This window comes from Rhizobium phaseoli (assembly GCF_010668805.1).
Lineage (GTDB): Bacteria > Pseudomonadota > Alphaproteobacteria > Rhizobiales > Rhizobiaceae > Rhizobium > Rhizobium phaseoli_A.
This window is the reverse complement of sequence record NZ_WUFT01000022.1, coordinates 16,149-36,236: the sequence shown is the minus strand read 5'-3', so window position 1 is coordinate 36,236 and position 20,088 is coordinate 16,149. Positions and strand designations below refer to the sequence as shown.

19 protein-coding genes are annotated in these 20,088 nt (G+C 62.0%); 9 read left to right on the top strand and 10 right to left on the bottom strand.

Annotation, left to right across the window (positions count from 1 at the left end):
* Positions 1 to 29: 29 nt before the first annotated feature.
* The 3 genes from GR197_RS26730 to GR197_RS26720 all read left to right on the top strand — a co-directional run bounded on the left by GR197_RS26730 (position 30) and on the right by GR197_RS26720 (position 3,450).
* Positions 30 to 1,508: an ATP-binding cassette domain-containing protein gene (locus GR197_RS26730; protein ID WP_164015083.1), complete on the top strand. Its 1,479-nt coding sequence runs from the start codon at positions 30 to 32 to the stop codon at positions 1,506 to 1,508.
* A gap of 78 nt (positions 1,509 to 1,586) precedes the next feature.
* Positions 1,587 to 2,375 (top strand): SDR family oxidoreductase, encoded by a 789-nt coding sequence (locus GR197_RS26725; protein ID WP_164015081.1) that lies wholly within the window; start codon positions 1,587 to 1,589, stop codon positions 2,373 to 2,375.
* Between the two features lie 292 nt (positions 2,376 to 2,667).
* Complete coding sequence (locus tag GR197_RS26720) at positions 2,668 to 3,450, top strand: glucose 1-dehydrogenase (RefSeq protein WP_164015079.1); 783 nt, start codon at positions 2,668 to 2,670, stop codon at positions 3,448 to 3,450.
* Between the two features lie 296 nt (positions 3,451 to 3,746).
* Here GR197_RS26720 and GR197_RS26715 read toward each other — a convergent pair whose 3' ends face one another.
* A complete protein-coding gene (locus GR197_RS26715; RefSeq protein ID WP_164015077.1) occupies positions 3,747 to 4,514 on the bottom strand; it encodes an SDR family oxidoreductase in 768 nt (255 codons plus the stop codon).
* Positions 4,515 to 4,853: 339 nt separating this feature from the next.
* Here GR197_RS26715 and GR197_RS26710 point away from each other — a divergent pair, with 339 nt between their 5' ends.
* Genes GR197_RS26710 through mobB form a run of 3 tightly spaced genes read left to right on the top strand, consistent with a single transcriptional unit; the run spans position 4,854 to position 6,928 of the window.
* Positions 4,854 to 5,762, top strand: a complete 909-nt coding sequence (locus GR197_RS26710) for a DMT family transporter (protein WP_164015075.1) — start codon at positions 4,854 to 4,856, stop codon at positions 5,760 to 5,762.
* Positions 5,763 to 5,783: 21 nt separating this feature from the next.
* Positions 5,784 to 6,413 carry a molybdenum cofactor guanylyltransferase MobA gene (gene mobA, locus GR197_RS26705; RefSeq protein WP_164015073.1) on the top strand — a complete coding sequence of 210 codons (630 nt, stop codon included), beginning with the start codon at positions 5,784 to 5,786 and terminating at the stop codon, positions 6,411 to 6,413.
* On the top strand, positions 6,410 to 6,928 hold the full coding sequence (mobB, locus tag GR197_RS26700) for a molybdopterin-guanine dinucleotide biosynthesis protein B (protein WP_164015071.1): 519 nt from the start codon (positions 6,410 to 6,412) through the stop codon (positions 6,926 to 6,928). The genes mobA and mobB overlap by 4 nt, the downstream gene beginning before the upstream one ends.
* Here mobB and GR197_RS26695 read toward each other — a convergent pair.
* The 3 genes from GR197_RS26695 to GR197_RS26685 form a co-directional block, all read right to left on the bottom strand.
* Complete coding sequence (locus GR197_RS26695) at positions 6,863 to 9,004, bottom strand: response regulator (RefSeq protein ID WP_432444207.1); 2,142 nt, start codon at positions 9,002 to 9,004, stop codon at positions 6,863 to 6,865. The genes mobB and GR197_RS26695 overlap by 66 nt on opposite strands.
* Complete coding sequence (locus GR197_RS26690; RefSeq protein WP_164015069.1) at positions 8,997 to 10,505, bottom strand: ATPase domain-containing protein; 1,509 nt, start codon at positions 10,503 to 10,505, stop codon at positions 8,997 to 8,999. Before GR197_RS26690 ends, GR197_RS26695 begins: the two co-directional genes overlap by 8 nt.
* Positions 10,506 to 10,664: 159 nt before the next feature.
* A complete protein-coding gene (locus tag GR197_RS26685) occupies positions 10,665 to 11,558 on the bottom strand; it encodes a LysR family transcriptional regulator (protein WP_164015067.1) in 894 nt (297 codons plus the stop codon).
* A 141-nt stretch (positions 11,559 to 11,699) separates the two neighbouring features.
* Between GR197_RS26685 and GR197_RS26680 the strand changes: the two genes are divergently transcribed.
* Positions 11,700 to 12,095, top strand: coding sequence for a (R)-mandelonitrile lyase (locus tag GR197_RS26680; protein ID WP_164015065.1), 396 nt, complete (start codon positions 11,700 to 11,702; stop codon positions 12,093 to 12,095).
* A gap of 14 nt (positions 12,096 to 12,109) precedes the next feature.
* Positions 12,110 to 13,099, top strand: coding sequence for an aldo/keto reductase (locus GR197_RS26675; protein WP_164015063.1), 990 nt, complete (start codon positions 12,110 to 12,112; stop codon positions 13,097 to 13,099).
* Positions 13,100 to 13,267: 168 nt separating this feature from the next.
* Here GR197_RS26675 and maiA read toward each other — a convergent pair whose 3' ends face one another.
* From maiA to GR197_RS26650, 6 genes are all read right to left on the bottom strand, one after another.
* Positions 13,268 to 13,903 carry a maleylacetoacetate isomerase gene (gene maiA / locus GR197_RS26670; RefSeq protein ID WP_164015061.1) on the bottom strand — a complete coding sequence of 212 codons (636 nt, stop codon included), beginning with the start codon at positions 13,901 to 13,903 and terminating at the stop codon, positions 13,268 to 13,270.
* Positions 13,900 to 14,052, bottom strand: coding sequence for a hypothetical protein (locus tag GR197_RS32130; RefSeq protein WP_204330404.1), 153 nt, complete (start codon positions 14,050 to 14,052; stop codon positions 13,900 to 13,902). The genes maiA and GR197_RS32130 overlap by 4 nt, the downstream gene beginning before the upstream one ends.
* A 65-nt stretch (positions 14,053 to 14,117) precedes the next feature.
* Positions 14,118 to 14,534: an organic hydroperoxide resistance protein gene (locus tag GR197_RS26665; protein ID WP_164015059.1), complete on the bottom strand. Its 417-nt coding sequence runs from the start codon at positions 14,532 to 14,534 to the stop codon at positions 14,118 to 14,120.
* A 191-nt stretch (positions 14,535 to 14,725) separates the two neighbouring features.
* Entirely contained in the window at positions 14,726 to 16,048 is a 1,323-nt protein-coding gene (locus tag GR197_RS26660; protein WP_164015058.1) for a sensor histidine kinase, read from the bottom strand.
* Positions 16,045 to 16,785 (bottom strand): response regulator, encoded by a 741-nt coding sequence (locus GR197_RS26655; RefSeq protein ID WP_164015055.1) that lies wholly within the window; start codon positions 16,783 to 16,785, stop codon positions 16,045 to 16,047. The genes GR197_RS26660 and GR197_RS26655 overlap by 4 nt, the downstream gene beginning before the upstream one ends.
* A 115-nt stretch (positions 16,786 to 16,900) precedes the next feature.
* A complete protein-coding gene (locus tag GR197_RS26650; protein WP_164015053.1) occupies positions 16,901 to 17,944 on the bottom strand; it encodes an alpha/beta fold hydrolase in 1,044 nt (347 codons plus the stop codon).
* A 342-nt stretch (positions 17,945 to 18,286) separates the two neighbouring features.
* On the opposite strand from GR197_RS26650, the gene GR197_RS26645 reads away from it, so the two are divergent.
* Positions 18,287 to 20,056 carry a cytochrome c biogenesis protein DipZ gene (locus GR197_RS26645; protein WP_164015051.1) on the top strand — a complete coding sequence of 590 codons (1,770 nt, stop codon included), beginning with the start codon at positions 18,287 to 18,289 and terminating at the stop codon, positions 20,054 to 20,056.
* The last annotated feature ends 32 nt before the right edge of the window (positions 20,057 to 20,088 follow it).

Sequence of the window (20,088 nt, the reverse complement as noted above, 5' to 3'; positions counted from 1 at the left end):
AATGAACCGACGTCTTGAGGAGGTGTGCCGTGACTGATCCAGTTCTTTCCCTGAGGGGCATATCCAAGTGGTATGGGCCGCTCCAGGTTCTGAAGAATGTCAGCTTGGACGTTTATCCGGGCGAAGTGGTAGCACTTCTCGGTGAAAACGGAGCCGGCAAGTCGACGCTATCCGGCATCATCGCCGGGTCACGCACGCCGTCCGAAGGATCAATGACTTGGCTGGGGCAGTCTTATGCCCCAGCCTCCCCAAGGGAAGCGATCGACAAGGGCGTCGTCCTTATCCATCAGGAACTGCAGCTGCTGCCACAGCTGTCGATCGCGGAAAACGTCTTCATCGGGCGCTGGCCGATGAAGAACGGCGTCATCGACCGTGCCCAGATGGTTCGCCGCGCCCAGGAGCAGCTTGCTCGCCTCAATCTTCACATACCCGCCACCCGCAAGGTCGCCGGCCTTTCCACCGCAAATCAGCAACTCATCGAAATCGCCAAGGCGCTGGCTCTGAATGCCAAGCTCCTGATCCTCGACGAACCGACCGCGGCCCTTGGTGGTGCCGAGACGGAAGCTCTTTTCGAACAGGTTCGAAAGCTTCGCTCAGAGGGCGTCGGCATCGTCTACATTTCCCACCGCATGGAAGAGATCAAGCGAATAACCGACCGGGTCGTCGTTCTTCGCGATGGCGAACGCGTGCAGGAATTTTCCGACAGCGCGACACCAGTGCGAACGATCGTCGAAAGCATGGTCGGACGCCCGCTTGACCGCTTGTTCCCGGCCCTGCCGGTTCCGACAGACCATCCAGTGCTCCAGGTGTCGGGGCTGAGCTCGCCGGACAACTCGTTCCGTGACGTTACCTTCGATGTGCACTCCGGGGAAATTCTCGGAATCGCCGGACTGGTCGGCGCTGGCCGCACCGAACTTGTCCGCGCGATTTCGGGCGCGGACCCGATCAGTGCCGGTTCGATCAAGCTGGAAGGTGAAGAACTCAGGCTGCGCGCTCCGGCAGGCGCGATCGCCAAAGGCATCGTCATGGTCCCGGAAGACCGCAAGGAGCAAGGCCTGGTTGTCGGGCACCGGATCGGCGAGAACATTATCTACGCCAATCTTGACAAGCTGGGCGGGCGTTGGATTACCCCGCGCGTCAAGCGCGCGTTTGCGGAGAAGGCAGTTGCCAAGTTCGGCGTAAAGGGCCGCGCGGAGCAAAATGCCTCGGACCTGTCCGGCGGCAACCAGCAGAAGGTCGTCATCGCGAAATGGCTGATGCGCGATCCCAAGGTCGTCGTACTCGACGAACCGACGAGAGGCATCGACGTCGGCGCCCGCGCCGGCATCTACGACATCATCGTCAATCTTGCCAAACGGGGCGTGGCGGTCATCGTCGTCAGCTCGGACCTCGAGGAAGTTCTCGGAGTTTCCAATCGCATTCTCGTGCTTGCCCAAGGCAAACAGGCAGGCATTCTCAACCGTGACGAGGCGAATGACGTTTCGGTCATGGAGCTAGCCACCATCTAAAGCAATTCCAGCAAAAGTGTGCAGCGGTTTTGCGCCAGGAATTGCGTGAAAACAAAACAGACACAGAAAGGAAGAGCGGTGTCCGACATCACTCTGAACGCCCCGAAGCTTTTCGACCTCAGCGGCCAGGTTGCCATCGTGACCGGAGCCGGGAGCGGCATTGGGCAACGCATTGCCATCGGCCTTGCACAGTGCGGCGCCGACGTGGCGCTGCTCGACCGTCGAACTGACGACGGGCTGGCGAGGACCGCCGAACATATCCACACCGCCGGCCGCCGTTCGATCCAGATCGCGGCGGATGTCACCAGCAAGTCTTCCCTTGCAGAGGCAATAGCACGGACCGAGACAGATCTCGGCGCATTGACGCTTGCAGTCAACGCTGCCGGCATCGCCAACGCCAACGCGGCTGAGGAGATGGAAGAGGACCAATATCAGACGTTGATGGATATCAACCTGAAAGGCGTCTTCCTTTCCTGCCAGGCCGAGGCGCGTGCCATGCTGAAGAATGGACGCGGCGCCATCGTCAACATCGCTTCCATGTCCGGTGTGATCGTCAACCGGGGGCTGAGCCAAGCGCATTATAACGCCTCCAAGGCGGGCGTGATCCATATGTCGAAGTCTATGGCGATGGAATGGGTCGACCGCGGCATTCGTGTCAACACCATCTCCCCCGGATACACGGCAACGCCGATGAACACTCGTCCGGAGATGGTTCATCAGACCAAGCTCTTCGAAGAGCAGACGCCAATGCAGCGAATGGCAGCGGTGGACGAAATGGTCGGCCCGGCGGTGTTTTTGCTGTCGAATGCAGCAAGTTTCGTGACCGGCGTCGATCTTCTCGTCGACGGCGGTTTCTGCTGCTGGTGATGCGAAACGCGCATTGCCGGCAACTCGAAAACGATCTCGCTTCCTCCCTGGCAGAGATCGAGGCGCTGAAGGGGATAACGGGTAGACGGCGTGCGATACCGTCGTCTACCCGCCCCTCACGCCGATCGAAACGGCCCCGTGGAACGGACAGAGGGTTCGGGTCTCCACGGGTCGCTGAAGGCTTCGGAATTCACCGAGATCATCTCGGCCGCCGCTTGAATTCCAAAAATGATCGCAGACTGCGTCGCGCGCCCCAGGTCGCTATCTACCCATGTTACCGGAAGGAAAGAGCATGAAACGCTTTGAGCAAAAGACCGTCGTCATTACCGGGGGCAGCCGCGGCATTGGCGCGGCCATCGCCAGGCGCTTTGCCCACGAAGGCGCCAATATCGTCGTCTCCGCCAACGAGGACCTGGTTCATGGCGTTGCCGAGCAAATTCGGGCCGAAGGCGGCAAGGCGATCTCCTTCATCGGCGACGTCACCGACAAGGCGAGCGTCGTCGCCCTCTACGATGCCGCCGAGAAGGAATTCGGCTCTGTCGACGTCTCGATCCAGAATGCCGGCGTCATCACCATCGCCCGCGTCGAGGACCTCTCCGAAAACGACTGGGACAAGGTCATGGCCGTCAACACCAAGGGCGTCTTCCTCTGCGCCCAGGAGGCAATTTCCAGAATGCGCAAGCACAAGCGCGGCGGCCGCATCATCAACACCGCCTCCGGCCAGGCCCGCGACGGCTTCATCTACACCCCGCACTACGCCGCCTCGAAAATGGGCGTCGTCGGCATCACCCAGAGCCTGGCCAAGGAAGTCGCCACCGAAAAGATCACCGTCAACGCCTTCTGCCCCGGCATCATCGAGACCGACATGTGGGCCTATAACGACCAGGCCTGGGGCAAACTGCTGGGCAACTACGCCCCCGGCGAGTTGATGAAGGAATGGGTCGAAGGCATCCCAATGAAACGCGCCGGCTCCGGTGAAGACGTCGCGGGCCTTGTCACCTTCCTCGCCAGCGAAGACGCCGCCTACATCACCGGCCAGACGATCAATGTCGATGGCGGGTTGATTATGTCGTAGGCGGGCTTGGGGTGGCACTGAAATTGGGCGGAATGTCATTTGCCTTTCGCTTGCCGCTCAAGGCGTTCGTCGCTGCCGCTCCTCACCCCCCTCATCTGCCCTACGGGCATCTTCTCCCCGCTGGGGCGAAGGGGGGAGCAAGACGCACGGTGGCCACACCTATCGCAACGTCTCAAATGGAGCGAGGCGCCGCCGCGATTCCGCTTCTCCCCAGCGGGGAGAAGATGCCGGCAGGCAGATGAGGGGGCCACTCGGCACATCTTTCATTGCCTGGGCAAAATGCCCCCTCGCCCCACTTACGTCCGACTGATCGAAACCCCGCCATCCGCCAGCATCGCCGTCCCCGTCACAAAGCTCGACATATCAGACGCCAGGAACAGCGCCGCATTGGCGATCTCTTCCGGTTGGGCCATGCGTTTCAGCGCGTGCAGTCCCTCCACGAAGGCGAGCAGTTCCGGCGTGGCATCCGGCCCGTTGGTGATGCTGGCTGGCGTGTCGGTGCCGCCGGGAAGCAGGGCGTTGACGCGGATCTTCTGTCGCCCGAGTTCGGCGGCAAGCACCTGCACAAAGCCGATTAGCCCCGCTTTGCTCGCCGCATAGGCGGCCATCCCGGGCATGCCGACGGTGTGGCCGACGAAGGTCGAAGTGAAGATCAGGGATCCACCACGCTCTCCCATCGCCGCCGACTGGTATTTGGCGCCGAGGAAGGCGGCGGTGAGATTGGTATCGATCGTCTCGCGCCATCCCTCCGGCGACAGCCCGGCGATCGGTCCCATCTCGCCGAGGATGCCGGCATTGTTGAAGCCGATATCGAGCCCGCCGAAGCGTGAGACAGCCGTCTCGACGAGACTTGCCTGCAACGCCTCGTCCTTGACATCCCCCGATATGGCGACCGCCTTTCCGCCCTCCACCTCGATTTCGGCGACGACGGCGTCGAGAGCGTCCTGTCGCCGTCCGGTGACCACGAGCTTGGCGCCCTCCCGCGCAAAGAGTATCGCCGCCGCGCGGCCGATGCCGGAGCTGGCGCCGGTGATGATTGCGACCTTGTCGTTCAGAAGTGTCATGTCCGTTTCTCCTCAGTTGTCGAGACATCTGAGATCTCAAACATCAGCCGATCCAGCCACCCGTTTCCCGCGCGAGGAAAAAAAACTACCTATGCTGATGATTTCAGTCAGAGCGACGGCGCCACTGCGGGGCATGTTTGAAACGGTCATCGCCGCGCCGGCAGGATTGATTTTCCTCGATGAAACAGGGACCTGCCACCTATCCCACTCACATCACGGCGTTGACGTCCGCACCATTGTGCGCTGCGTCATCGATTTATCCCGGATGTGGCATTCATCCGATTCCCTTCGAGTATCTTCCCGACTAAGAAGGGGCGCACAGGTAACGGGAATCTCTTCATGCCGCGGTCACGCAATACTGAGGGCGCCATCTATATGAGCATGGCGATGGCCGGCTTTTCGGCAAGCGACGCTCTCTCCAAATCGGTGATCGCCTACATGAACGCCGGCGAAATCATGTTCTTACGTGGGCTTTTCACCAGCCTGCTGGTCTATCTGATCGCTTGGAAAATGGGCGCGCTACGCTCCTGGCGCATCGTGCTCAAGCCGGTCATCATCCTCAGGATCATCTGCGAAATGCTCGCCGCCGTCACCTATATCACTGCCCTCGGCATGATGCCGATCGCCAATGCCTCGGCGATCCTGCAGTCGTTGCCGCTGGTCGTCACCTTTGGCGCGGCGCTCTTCTTCGGCGAGCCTGTCGGCTGGCGGCGCTGGTCGGCAATTCTCGTCGGTCTCGTCGGCGTAATGATCATCATCCGCCCCGGCCCGGAAGGTTTCACCGCCGCCGCCCTCCTCTGCGTCGGCTCGGTGCTGTCGACGGCCAGCCGCGATCTTGCGACCCGGTCGATCGACCCGGAGATTCCCTCGCTGATGATCACCGTCGTCACCGCCATCTCCGTTTCCTTCTTCGGCGCACTGCTCATTCCCCTGCTCGGCGGCTGGCAGCCGGTCAGCGCCACCTCGCTCGGGCACTTGGCCCTCGCCTCGGTGCTGGTGCTCGTCGGCTACCAGTCCGTCATCCTCGCCATGCGCACCGGCGAAATTTCCTTCGTTGCGCCGTTCCGCTATACAAGCCTGATCTTCTCGTCACTGCTCGGCTTTTTCTTCTTCGCCGAAGTGCCTGACAGCTGGATGCTGGTCGGCGCTGCGATCGTCATCGCCTCCGGCCTCTATACGTTCTATCGTGAGGCCAAGCGCCGCGTCTCGCCGATCGCGCAGGAATCTGCGCCGCGCACACCGGTGTGACGAAGATTCTGGGGCAGGATGATGGCTGAATTCTCGCTGGAAAAATCCGATATAGCAGGCGTCGTGCTGGCTGGCGGCCGCTCGCAGCGGATGGGCCGCGACAAGGCGGGCGTGATGCTCGGGGTCGAGAGCCTGCTGCGGCATGTGTTAACCCGCCTCTCGCAGCAGGTCGTCGCGGTTGCCGTCAATGCCGATGCCGCCGCCGAGGATGTGCCTGTCGTCCCCGACCGTTTTCCCGGCAAGGCCGGGCCATTGGCCGGCATCCATGCGGCGATGGTCTATGCCGCCGGCTTGCCCGCGATCAGCCATGTCGTCACCGTCTCGGTGGATTGCCCGTTCTTCCCAGCCGATCTTGTCGCCCGGCTCGCGGCAGCGCTCGAACACCCTTCGCAGATTGCCATCGCCGCCTCCGAAGGCCGCAGCCATCCCGTCTTCGGGCTCTGGCCGGTGGCGCTGGCCGCCGATCTCGAAGCCTGGATCGCCACCGACGAGAAGCGCCGCGTGCGCGACTTCCTGTTGCGTCATGACGTTACGGAAGTAATGTTTCCACTGCATCCGACCCGCGCCAGCCTGCTCGATCCCTTCTTCAACATCAACACGCCGGATGATCTCATCGAGGCAGAACGCTGGCTGGAGGCCCTTGGCGCATGACCGCACCCAAAATCTTCGGCATCGCCGGCTGGAAGAACTCGGGCAAGACGGGGCTCGCCGTCCGGCTGGTGACGGAATTCACCCGCCGCGGCTACAGGATCTCGACGATCAAGCACGCTCATCATGATTTCGATATCGACAAGGTCGGGGCCGACAGCTACCGCCACCGCCAGGCCGGCGCTCACGAGGTCACCATCGTTTCCGGCACCCGCTATGCCATCATGCACGAATTGCGCGGTGCGCCTGAACCTGAATTCGAGGAGATCCTTGCCCGCCTCGCCCCCTGCGATCTCGTTCTGATCGAAGGCTACAAACGCGAACCGATCCCGAAGATCGAGGCCCGCCGCCTGGAGGCCGCCAATCGCCAACCGCTGGCACCGGCCGATCCGCATATCTGCGCCATCGCCGCCGATCATGCCGTCAACGATACGGCGCTGCCCGTCTTCGATCTAGACGACACAGGCGCCATCGCCGATTTCATCGCAGCGATCGTCGGCCTTAAACAGCGACCCTGAACCACGCGCGCTGATGGCGCCGATAACCGGAGCCGTCTCGCGGGCCAGCGCCTTGGCGATTTCCTTGGTGAGCTGAGCTTGATTATAGGGTTTACCCAATCTCGGAATATCGATGTCGGTGCCGGCAGGAAGATCGGCATACCCTGTCGCCAGCACGATCGGCAGCGTCGGGTGAATGTCCCGCACGGCCTCGGTGAGCTGTGCGCCGGTCATACCCGGCATCGAATAGTCGGTGATCATCAGATCGAAATGCTGACCGTTCTTGATCAATTCCAGTGCCGCCGCGCCGGAATTTGTCTCGACGACCTCATGGCCGAGATCTTCGAGCATGTCGACCGAACTCATGGCGATCAAGGCGTCGTCATCGACCAGCAGGATCTTCAGTCTGGAGGCAGATTGCGGGACGGGCAGCTCTGTCTCGGCCGGCCGCTCCGGGCGCCGTTCGGTCGCCGGTAGCCACAACTCCGCGGTTGTTCCCACCCCAAGCTCGCTTGTCAGAAAGAGCGCGCCGTTAAGCTGAACGGCAAGTCCGTGGATCATCGATAGACCGAGACCCGTGCCTTTCCCGAGTTCCTTGGTGGAGAAGAAAGGATCGACGGCCTTCTTCAGCGTCTCCGCGTCCATGCCGGTGCCACTGTCAACCACCGCCAACACAAGATAGGCTCCGTCGCCCAGATCGCCGCCAGCGCCGACAACCTGTTCTTCGCGCAGCGATATGGACAGCGTCCCCCCATCCGGCATCGCATCGCGGGCATTGACCGCAAGGTTGAGCAGCGCCAATTCGAGCTGGTTCGCGTCGATCAGCGCCGGCGGCAGTCTCGCCGGGAGATTGGTCTCGATGCTGATCGAGGATCCGACCGAGCGCCGCAGCAAGTCGTTCATGCCCGAGACAAGAGCGGCCAGATCGACGGGCTTGACCTGCAGATCCTGCTGTCTGGCAAAAGCCAGCAAACGCTGGGTCAGCGCCGCTCCGCGTCGCGCGCCCTGAATCGCCCCGTCGACCAGACGCGTCGCCCTGGTATCTCCGGCCAGGTGTTTGCCGAGCAGTTCCAGATTTCCGAGAACGACCATCAGCAGATTGTTGAAGTCGTGGGCGACACCGCCAGTCAGCTGGCCGATCGCTTCCATTTTCTGGGATTGGCGAAGCTGCTCCTCGGCTCTCTCACGCTGGGCGACCTCTTCCAGCAGCGTCTGGTGGGCAGCATTGACCTCCCGGGTCCGTTCCCGGACACGCTCTTCGAGGGTTTCATTGAGCCGCCTCAGATTTTCCTCGATGGTCTTGCGGACGGTGGTATCGGAGCAGACCCCGACGAGCTTGCTGGCTGATCCATATCTGTCTGCATAAAGCTGGGCGTGGACCTCGGTCCAATGCAGTGATCCATCCGGCCAGATCGTTCTGTGCTCGATCGAATAGTCGCGTCCGGTATCGACCGTCTGGCGCAGGCGTGTCAGCACAAGTTCGCGATCATCGGGGTGGATGCTGGCGATCAGATCATCGCGCGTCACCTCATCATCCGGCCCTCGACCGAAGACCGCTTTGCAGGTCGCCGAGGCCGACAAGGCCATCGTCGACAGCTCCAGTTCCCACGCACCCAGGCGGCCGGCGGCGAGCGCCGTCTGCAACCGCCGCTCTCCCTCGCCCAGAGCTTCGAGCCGAGCGCGCGCTTCATACTGGCGCAGCCGGCCTTTCAGTGCGGTCCGCGCAACGCTGATGAAGGACGTGGCATGGAACGGCCTCTCCAGAAAAGTCACATTGCCGAGAACTTCGGAAAGCCTGGCGGCAGCGGGATTTCGTTCAGGTCCCCCGCCGCGTGAGGTGAGAACGATGAACGGCAGGTCAGACCAACTCGGCTGGGCGGCAACCCAGGCAGCGATCGGTGTCAGATCACCGCCGCGGACGGCCTCTTCGGTCAGAACGCCAACCGCAATTTCCTCATCGAGTGATGCCGCGAAGTTTTTCAGATCGGCAACCGCTATCGAGGGTAGTCCCGCCTGATCGGTCAATGATGCGGCGACCTGGGCGTCGCGTCCGGCCGGTGCGTAGATCAGGGCCTTCGGGTTCGGGAAATTAGAAATTGCCGCCGTCCTTGTTGTCGGTTGGCAAAAGCGGAGCGGATGCTGCGACGAATTCGGGAACCCCACGAAGCACCCCCTGGAACCCGACGAGAGGATCTCCGAATCGCAAGCCACTAGCATCGATGCGATATTCTCGTATCGTGTCCTCGTGAAAGCCGGTCCTCTTCTTGATCACCGAGACCGCCCGCCGCACCTTTCCCGCAGCTTCGAAGTAGCGCAGCAGAATGACGGTATCGGCAAGATAGGTCACGTCGACGGGTGCATTCATGTCGCCGACCAATCCGTGCTGGGCGACCGTGAGGAAGGTGTTTGCGCCTTGCCTGTTCAGATATTGCAACAATTCGTGCATATGCAATATCAGCGAATTCTCATCAGGCATCGAGGCCTGATAGCCGTTGATGCTGTCGATGACCACGGTTTTCGCGCCCGAGCTGTCGACGGAAGCACAGACGCGATGGGCAAATTCACCCGGTGAAAGCTCTGCGGCATCGAGCTGCTCGATATGCAGCAGACCCTCATTCCTCAGCGCCTCGAGATCCATGCCGAGCTGTTTCAGACGCGTGAACAGCAAGCCCAACTCCTCGTCAAAAATGAAAACAGCAGCCTTTTCGCCGCGTGCAATGGCCGCCATCACAAATTGAAAAGAGAAGGTGCTCTTGCCTGTGCCAGCGGGACCGAGGATCAGCGTGCTCGATCCTCGTTCGAGCCCACCGCCCAGAAGCAGGTCCATCCCGGCAACACCGCTGGAAAGCTGATCGCGAACATAACTCGTCCTGTGTTCGGCGGCGACGAGGCGCGGAAACACGACGACACCGCCGGTCTGGATGGTGAAATCGTGATAGCCACCGCGAAAACCCTGTCCGCGGTATTTCGTCACCCTCAAACGTCGCCGTTCGGAGCCGTAACTCGGCGCCAGCTCATCGAGATGGATGACACCGTGCACAACGCTATGCACCGTCTTGTCAAGCGTGTCGGAGGTCAGATCGTCGAGAAGAAGGACGGTTGCACCTTGTCGAGCGAAATAATGTTTGAGCGCCAGGATCTGCCGACGGTAGCGCAGCGAGCTTTGCGCCAGCAGCCTTATTTCGGACAGGCTGTCGAGAACCACCCGGCTCGGCCTGACCCGCTCGAAAGCTGCGAAGATTTCTCGTGTCGACTCGCCGAGTTCAAGATCCGATGAATAGAGCAGGCTTTGCTGCTGGTCGGCGTCGAGCAGGCTTTCCGGAGGCACGAGTTCGAAGACCTCGATATTCTCATTGATCACCATGCCGTGCGATGCGGCGCCAGCCCGCAGTTCGCTTTCGGTTTCCGAAAGGGTGATGTAGAGCCCCTGCTCGCCGAGCCGAGCCCCTTCGATCAGAAACTGCAGCGCGATAGTCGTCTTGCCCGCCCCAGGATTTCCCTCAAGGAGAAATACGTGGCCGATGGAAAGCCCCCCTGCCAGAATTGTGTCCAAACCGGACACGCCGGTCCGGGCTTTCGTGGCAAGTGCAGTATTCATTCAGTGTTTCCTTCAGTTTTAAATGTGAATTAGTGGCGAGTGAAGGAATGTCAAATTGCCGGCGCAGCATGCTTTCGCTCCCGCAGAGAGTTTGTCGAGCATTGCAATAGAGCCGGCACGGATAGCTACTCGCTGTCAGCGACCTGAAAATATCGGCTTCTACCCTCGATAGCGAAGCGCATCGACGACGAGGGCAAATGCCGGCGACGCATGCCGGCGGCTCGGATAGTAGAGATGGTAGCCGGGAAACGGCGGGCACCAGTCCTCGAGCACCCGCACCAGCCGCCCATCGGCAAGATGCGCCTGCACGGCATCCTCCGGCAGATATGCCAGCCCCAACCCTGCCAGCACCGCGTTCAGCCGCAGCGCTATATTGTTGAAGACCAACTGTCCCTCGACGCGAACCCTGAGCTCGTGCCCGTCCTTCTCGAACTCCCAGGCATAAACGCTGCCATAGGTCGGCAGGCGCAGATTGATGCAATTGTGATCGGTCAGTTCCTGCGGCGTCAGCGGCGTCGCCCTGTTGTCGAAATAGGCGGGGGCGCCGACCACGGCCATGCGCATGTCGGGGCCGATGCGCACCGCAATCATATCCTTTGCGACCTGTTCTCCCAGCCGCACCCCCGCATCGTACCGTTCCGCGACGATGTCGGTCAGGCCGTAGTCGACAATGATCTCGACATGGATATCGGGATAATCAGGCAGAAGCTTTTGCAAAGCGGGCCAGAGAACCGCATTGGCCGCATGTTCGCCGGCATTGATGCGGATGGTGCCCGCCGGCTTCTCGCGGAACGCGCTCAAGGCAGCGAGCTCGCTCTCGATCTCATCCAGCCGCGGTCCGATGGAGACGAGCAGGCGTTCGCCCGCCTCCGTCGGTGAGACGCTGCGCGTCGTCCGTGTCAGCAATCGCAGCCCAAGCCGCTCCTCAAGCCCGCGAATGGTGTGGCTGAGCGCCGACTGCGAAACACCGAGCTTGCCCGCCGCCTTGGTAAAACTCTGGGCGCGCGCAACCGCGAGGAAGGCGATCAGGTCGTTCACAGCAGGGCGCGGCATTTATGAAACTTTCTCATGGGTCCATGCCGTTTATAGCATCTTATCGCCACTCGGCTCACGCGCTAAATAGCTTCCATCGCAGGCAGACGCCCGGCCCGCCGACCGGCCTGTCCACCCTCCAATATTTGAAAGGAAGATAAGATGGACATCAAACGAAGCGGTTCGCAGCCTTCGGCCAAGGGACCAGCCGACTGGTTTACCGGCAGCGTGCGCGTCGACCCGTTGTTCGCGGTGACCAGCCCCGCCCGCACCGCCGGCGCCAGCGTCACCTTCGAACCCGGCGCCCGCACCGCCTGGCACACCCATCCGCTCGGCCAGACGTTGATCGTCACCTCCGGCTGCGGCCGCGTCCAGCGTGACGGCGGCCCCATCGAAGAGATCCGCGCCGGCGACGTCGTCTGGTTCTCACCCGGCGAACGCCATTGGCACGGCGCATCGCCGACGACCGCGATGACCCACATCGCCATCCAGGAACAGCTCGACGGCAAGGTGGTCGACTGGATGGAGCACGTCACCGACGCGCAATATCAAGATTAGGAAAGGAAACGACTATGCAGAAGCGTGAACTCGGAAAGAGCGGACTTCAAGTCTCTGCCATCGGTCTCGGCTGCATGGGGTTGAGTTATGGTTATGGCCCGGCGACCGATATCCAGGAGGCGACCGCGCTGATCCGGCGGGCCTTCGAACGCGGCGTGACTTTCTTCGATACCGCCGAGGCCTATGGCCCCTACAAGAACGAAGAGCTTCTGGGAGAGGCGCTCGCCCCCTTCCGCAACGAGGTCGTGATCGCCACGAAATTCGGCTTCAACTTCGATGCCAATGGCGGCCAGAGCGGCATGAACAGCCGCCCGGAGCAGATCCGCGCGGTGGCAGACCAGGCGCTGAAGCGTTTGAAGACCGATGTCATCGATCTGTTCTATCAGCATCGCGTCGATCCCGATGTCCCGATCGAGGATGTCGCCGGCACCGTCAAGGCGCTGATTTCAGAAGGCAAGGTCCGGCATTTCGGTCTCTCTGAAGCCGGCGCTCGGACGATCCGCCGCGCCCATGCCGTCCAGCCGGTAACGGCGCTGCAGAGCGAATATTCGCTATGGTGGCGCGAACCCGAGCAGGAAATCCTGCCGTCGCTCGAAGAACTCGGCATCGGTTTCGTTCCGTTCAGCCCGCTCGGCAAAGGCTTCCTCACCGGCGCGATCACCGAAACCACAACCTTCGACAGCAAGGACTTCCGCAACATCGTGCCGCGCTTTTCTCAGGAGGCGCGCAAAGCCAACCAGGCGCTCGTCGATCTCCTCGCTGAGATCGCCACACGCAAGCAGGCCACACCAGCCCAGGTGGCGCTCGCCTGGCTGCTAGCGCAAAAACCCTGGATCGTGCCGATCCCCGGCACCACCAAGCTGCATCGCCTTGAGGAGAACATCCAGGCCGCCGAGGTCGAGCTGACGGCAGAGGATCTTGGCAGCATCGAAAGCGCGCTCGCCACGATCAAGGTGGAAGGCGATCGTTATCCCGCCCATCTGCAGGCAAGGGTCAACCGCTGAGCAGCGATGTCATCCTTCTCGTCATGCTCGGGCTTGTCCCGAGCATCTGCAGCCGGTCAATAGGGTGCAGATCCTCGGCATAAGGCCGAGGATGACGAGGAGTAAAAAATGAGAATCGACAAACTGAAGCGGCTGCAATCGTTTGTGGCCGTTTCTTCACAAATCGCGTCATCGTCTCAGTGCCGGTGCATTGTCCTGGAAAGCCGGTATCGCCTCAAGCCTCACGATAATCTCCGCGATATGAGGCCATTGGGCGAGGTCGAAGCCCATGCGCCGGGCGCTGATTGCCTGCGGGAAGAGAAAAATATCGGCAATACCGGGCCGATCTCCGACTGCGAAGATACCCTCTCTGCGGCCGGCGATCATCTTCTCCACAGCGGCCATTCCCTCGCCGACCCAATGACGGCTCCAGGCGGCAATCGCATCGGCATCGGCCTGAAAGGCCGCGCGCAGATGCAGGCCGATCCGCGGCGGCAGCAGCGCATGGATCTCGGCTGCGACCGCAAGCGCGATCGACCGCGCCAGCGCCCTGCTCTCCGCCGTCTCGGGCAAGAGCGGCGGTTCCGGCTGGATCTCCTCGAGATATTCGATGATCGCCAGCGATTGGGTGATGAGCACACCACTATCCGTCAGCAAGGCCGGTACCAGCCCCTGCGGATTGATGCTGCGATATCCGGCCTGCCGGCTCTCGGCCTCTTCGCCGAGAATGGTCACCGGCAGCGCTTCCGCCGTCATTCCCTTGAGAGCGAGCGCGATCCGGACTCTCGATGTCGCCGAGGAAATTTCGTTCTGATAGAGTTTCACAGTCTTTCTCCCTGGTGGCCTGAAAGGGAAACCGCGGATGCCGCCGTCATCAGGCCCGCAAGCGGCGACGGCTCCTGCGAGCGTATGTCGTAGATGCAGGGCGCGGCGAAGACCACCGCTCCCAGAATGCAGATGATCATCAACTTCATCAAATCCTCCATCGGCGAGGCCGATCGGCCTCGTCCTGTTTGCTTTCGGCGGAGCAATCGATCCGTCAGGCAATGGTCAATTCGACATCGATATTGCCGCGCGTCGCCTTCGAATAGGGGCAGGTCCGGTGCGCCTCATCCACCAATGCCTTGGCGACGTCGACTTCGATACCAGGCAGGCTGACCTTGAGCCGGGCCTGCAGGAAATAGTCCCCGTCGGTCGCCCCGAGATCGACTTCGGCATTCACGGCGGTCTCGGCCGGAAGCCTGACCTTCAGCTTGCCCGCGGCAATGCCGATCGCGCCGATGAAGCAGGCCGACCAGCCGGCTGCGAACAGCTGTTCGGGATTGGTGCCGGGCCGCGCGCTGCCGGGCGGCGAGAGCTTGATATCCAGCTCTCCGTCGTCGCTCTGCGACGCGCCATCGCGTCCGCCGGTGGTGCGAGTCTTGCCGGTATAGAGAACCTTGTCGATCTTGGTCATGGAAACACTCCTGTTTGCCTCGCTTTACGCGAGTGGTCGCTTCTGGCGACCGGGTTGACGGAGTGTGGTTTGACCGGCTGATATATCCGCCATGTTTCCGAAATCGGTCGAAATGTCACAAAACGTAGCATCCGCTATCCAGGACATCTTCCCGTACAAAACCGCCGGAAAACTTCCGGCGGCTGCAGTCATCACCGGAGGGTGACTTCCGCTGCCAACCCGCCGCCAGCGCGATTGTAGAGCCGAAGCGATCCGCCGATCTTGCCCGTCAGCTGCTGGGCGATTGCAAGACCGAGGCCGGTGCCGCCGGTCTCCCGGTTGCGGGAATGCTCCAACCGGAAGAAGGGCTGCATGGCGGCTTCGAGCATATCGTCGGGAATGCCGGGGCCGCGATCCATTACGGTGATGACGATTTCGTTCTCAGTGCTGCGCCCGACGCTGATCTCGGCAGCCCCGGCAAACTTCAACGCATTGTCGATGAAGTTCGACAGGATGCGCCGAAGGGCGTGCGGCTTGGTGAAGGCCGCGCCCTGGACTAGGCCGACGACCGTCACCGCCTTTCCGGTGTCCTGATAGTCGTAGGCTATGCTGTCGACAAACGAGGCGAGATCGATGCGGGCATTCTTCTCGCCGCTGCCATGGGCACTCCGTGCATACGCAATACCGTCCTGAACAAGGCGCTGAATCTCGCCGAGATCATGCACCAGCTTGTCCTTCTCAGGAGAGTCCTCCGCCATGTCGGCGCGCAACCGCATGCGGGTGATCGGCGTCTGCAGGTCATGCGAGATAGCCGCCAATATCTGTACCCGCTCTTCGAGGTAATGGGCGATCCTCTCCCGCATCGCGTTGAAGGCGCGTGCCGCATGCGCGACCTCGCTCGGCCCCGCTTCGCTCAAGGCCGAGCCATCCTTGTTGGGATCGAGAGCATCGGCGGCAGCGGCAAGCGCGCCGAGCGGACGGATCGCCTGGCGCACTGCAAACCACGTGCAGAGGATGAGCAGCGCCATCTGGACGGCGAAGACATAGGGCAGCCATGCGGCGATCGGCATGACGCCCTTCGGCGTGACGTCGATCGTCAGTGGGCTTCCGTCGCTCAGCGTCAGATGCGCCTGCAACCGGTTCACCTCGCCCGGAATCCGTTCGATCCGGATCGGAAAGCGATGCCCGATCGCTTCCTCTATCTTGCCTGCGATCTCCGCCCCCTTGCTCGATGTGTCCGGCACGCCCGGAAGCCCAGGTCCGAGCACGAAGCGGTAGTTGCCGCGGCTCAGCCGGTCGAGGAGATCGCCGCGTTCGCCCGGCGGAAGCCGGTCGAGAACGGCAATCGACGTTGCGACGTCATTCTCCAGCGTGCCGAGCATCACCGCTTTGGCCGACATGGTGCGCTCCATATAGAGCACGCTGAACGACAACCCGTAGGCTAGAGCGAGACCGACCAGCAGGATGAGGAAGATCCGCGATCGCAACGTCTTAGGCCACATCGAGCCCGAAAGCAAAGGGATCACCACCCTCATTGACGCGGCTCCGAGATTTCGACCGGAACCGAAAACACGTAACCTTCACTGCGCACCGTCTTGATGTAGATCGGTTCGCGTGCATCGTCGCCGAGCCGCTGCCGCAGGCGGCTGACCAGCAGATCGATCGAACGATCGAAAAGATCGGCGTCGCGGCCCTGCGTCAGGCTGAGAAGCTGGTCGCGATTGAGCACACGCTGCGGATGGTCGATGAAGACGCGGAGCAGACGGTATTCGGCGCCGCTGAGTCCAATTGCCGTTCCCTCCTTGTCGAGAAGATGCCGGCCGACCGTGTCGAGCCGCCAGTCGCCGAAGCTCAGCAACTGCCCCGCCTCGCTGATCTGCAGGTTGGGCGGCAGCATCCGCGTGCGCCGCAGCACTGCCTTGATGCGGGCAAGAAGCTCGCGTGCCGCAAAAGGCTTGGCAAGATAGTCGTCGGCGCCCATCTCCAGCCCGAGAACCCTGTCCATCTCGTCGGTGCGGGCCGTCAGCATCAGGATCGGGATCGCCTTGTGCCGCCCCGCCCGCAGTTCGCGGCAGAGCACCAGCCCGTCGTCGCCGGGCATCATCACGTCGAGCACGATCAGGTCGACGGCATTGGCGTCGACAAAGCTGCGCATCTGCCGCCCGTCTGCCGCCACACTGGTCCTCAGGCCATTCTTCTGCAGATAGCTCGATACCAGCTCACGGATTTCACGATCGTCGTCGACGACCAGGATGTGATCGACATGATCCATTTTACCCTACCCTTACCGATACAAGCGGCCGCGCCCTCCACCCCGATGATCGAGGTGGCTGACGCGACCTACGCATATTCCGCCGGCCGGAGCAACGCGCCGGCAGCGGCGTCGATCAAAAGCGGTCGACGTCGACGACCGCCTGGGCGAAGGCCTGCGGCGCTTCCTGCGGCAGGTTGTGACCGATGCCGCCACTGATCGTGCGATGCTCGTATTTGCCGGAAAACTTTCCGGCATAGGCGGAAGGCTGCGGATGCGGCGCGCCGTTTGCATCCCCCTCCATGGTGATCGTCGGCACCGAAATCATCGGCAGCGCAGCAAGCCTCGTCTCGTAGTCATCATACTTGGGCTCGCCTTCGACAAGTCCGAGGCGCCAGCGGTAATTGTGAATGACGATTTCGACATGGTCGGGATTGTCGAAGGCGGCTGCCGATCTGTCGAAGGTCGTATCGTCGAAATTCCACTTCGGCGACGCCGTCTGCCAGATGAGCTTTGCGAAATCATGGGTGTTGCTTTTATAACCCTCACGCCCACGCTCGGTTGCAAAATAGAACTGATACCACCATGAAAGCTCGGCCTTCGGCGGCAGCGGCTTCTTGTTGGCCTCCTGACTACCGATCAGATAGCCGCTCACCGACACCATCGCCTTGCAGCGCTCCGGCCACAATGCCGCCATAATGTTGGCCGTCCGCCCGCCCCAGTCATAGCCGGCAATCACCGCCTTCTCGATATCGAGCGCATCGAGCAGCGCAATCATATCGGCAGCCAGCGCCGAGGGCTGACCGTTGCGCGCCGTTGCCTGGTCCAGAAACCGTGTCGTGCCGTAGCCGCGCAGATAAGGCACGATCACCCGGTAGCCTGCCGAGACAAGCAGCGGCGCGACGTCGACGAAACTATAAATGTCGTAAGGCCAGCCGTGCAGCAGCAGCACGACCGGGCCATCCGCCTTGCCCGCCTCGGCATAGCCGATATCCAGCACCCCGGCATTCACCTGCTTCAGCGCTTCGAAAGATGTGTTGGTTCCGGCCTTCACCGCAGGCAAGGTTGCGGCAGCCGACTGCGCGGCGGCCTTGCCGGCCACGCCCAATTCGACCGCCGCAAGCGCGACTGCCGTCATGCCGAAGAAACGGCGGCGGTGATGGTTGATTTGCTCTGACATCGGTCTCTCCTGTCGACTGTTCACACACTCAAAAGACATTCCACTTGTATCACCGGTATGTCCCAAGCCGCCGGCTTTTGAAAGCTGATGTAGTTTCCGGCCGCCGCGACACAGTCTGATACAATCGCAGCTTCCGGGTAAAGCATGCATCGGCGACGACTGGTCGCCGCGACGTCAGTTTGTGTCGCTCTGTATCGCCATCACCCGTCGGCAACACTTCGGTACATTTCCCCGCAAAACCGGACACATCCGGGATACCTCCGCCCGGCCATATCCCAACCGTTGCTGGTTCAGGCCCATCGCCGTCCAGAGCCCGATCAATCGGTTTCAAAGGAAACGATGATGACACTTCTGATCATTGCCTATCTCGGAGGCGCGCTGACGATCCTCAGCCCGTGCATCCTCCCCATCCTCCCCTTCGTCTTCGCCCGTGCCGGACAGCCTTTTGTCAGGAGCACGCTGCCGATGCTGGCCGGCATGGCCGCCACCTTCGCGCTGGTCGCCACGCTGGCCGCCGTCGGCGGCAGCTGGGCCATCCGCGCCAACGAATATGGCCGCCTGGCCGCAATCGTCCTGCTGGCGCTCTTTGGCGCAAGCCTGCTATCGCCGCGCTTTGCAAGCACCCTTGCCCGGCCGATCGTCGATCTCGGCAACAATCTGGTGAACGCCAGCAGCAGTGGCCGCACCGCGCCGACGGTCAAGAGCGCCGTCATCCTCGGGGTCGCCACCGGCCTGCTCTGGGCGCCCTGCGCCGGCCCGATCCTCGGCCTTGTTCTCACCGGCGCCGCCTTGCAGGGCGCCAACCTGCAGACGACCTTCCTGCTGGCAGCCTACGCCGCCGGCGCCGCAAGCTCGCTCGCCGTCGCCCTGCTCGTCGGCGGAAAGATCTTTACCGCGATGAAGCGTTCGCTCGGCGTCGGCGATCGGATTCGCCAAGTCCTCGGCGCTGCGGTACTCGCCGGCGTCGCCGTCATCGCCCTTGGCCTCGACACCAGCCTGCTGGCCCGCTTCTCCTACGCCAGCACCGCATCGCTGGAACAGGCCGTGCTCGACCGGCTGCATGCAAAGCCGCTCGGATCCTCCGAGGTGGCGAGCAATGACGCGACGATCACTGCTGCCGATGCTACGAAGCCCTTCCGCAGCGATCTGCCGGTTGAAGGTCATACACCTTCGTTCGGCGGCGCGGTCGAATGGCTGAACTCCAAACCTCTGACCACCGAGCAGTTGCGGGGCAAAGTGGTGCTCGTCGACTTCTGGACTTATTCCTGCATCAACTGCATTCGCACCATCCCCTATGTCAGGGCCTGGGCGGAAAAATATGCGGACCAAGGCCTCGTAGTGATCGGCGTCCACGCCCCGGAATTTGCCTTCGAGAAGAAGGTCGACAACGTCAAGAAAGCGCTCAGTGACTTCAAGATCGGCTATCCCGTCGCCATCGACAACGACTACAAAATCTGGCGCGCTTTCGATAACAGTTACTGGCCCGCCGCCTATCTGATCGATGCCAAGGGCCAGATCCGCTACCACCATTTCGGCGAAGGCAATTATGGCGCGACCGAGAAGGCCATTCAGGACCTGCTGCGCGAGGCCGGCAGCCAGACGACTGCAAGCGCGCCGGTCGCGCCGGATGCCAAGGGTGCGGAAGCAGGCCCTGACCTTGGCAATATCCGCTCCGGCGAAACCTATCTCGGCTACGCACAGGCGGCAAATTTCGCCTCTCCGGAAGGGCTGCAGGCCGACGCCACACAAAGCTATTCGATCTCCGAACCCGGCCTCAATGGCTGGGGCCTGTCGGGAACCTGGATCGTCGGCCGCGATCAGGCGACGCTTGATCAGGCCGGCGGCGGCATCACCTATCGCTTCAGCGCCCGCGACCTGCATCTCGTTCTCGGGCCTGGCGCCGGCGGCAAACCGATCCGCTTCCAGGTCACGGTCGATGGCAAGGCGCCTGGAGCGGACCACGGCTCCGACATCGATGCCGACGGCAACGGCGTGGTGAGCGCAACCAGGCTTTACCAACTCATCCGCCAGTCCGGCCCCGTCGTCGCCCGCAACTTCGAGATCCGCTTCCTCGACCCTAGCGTCCAAGCCTACGCCTTCACCTTCGGCTGAATCCGGAACGTAACATTACCCAAAGAGTAACA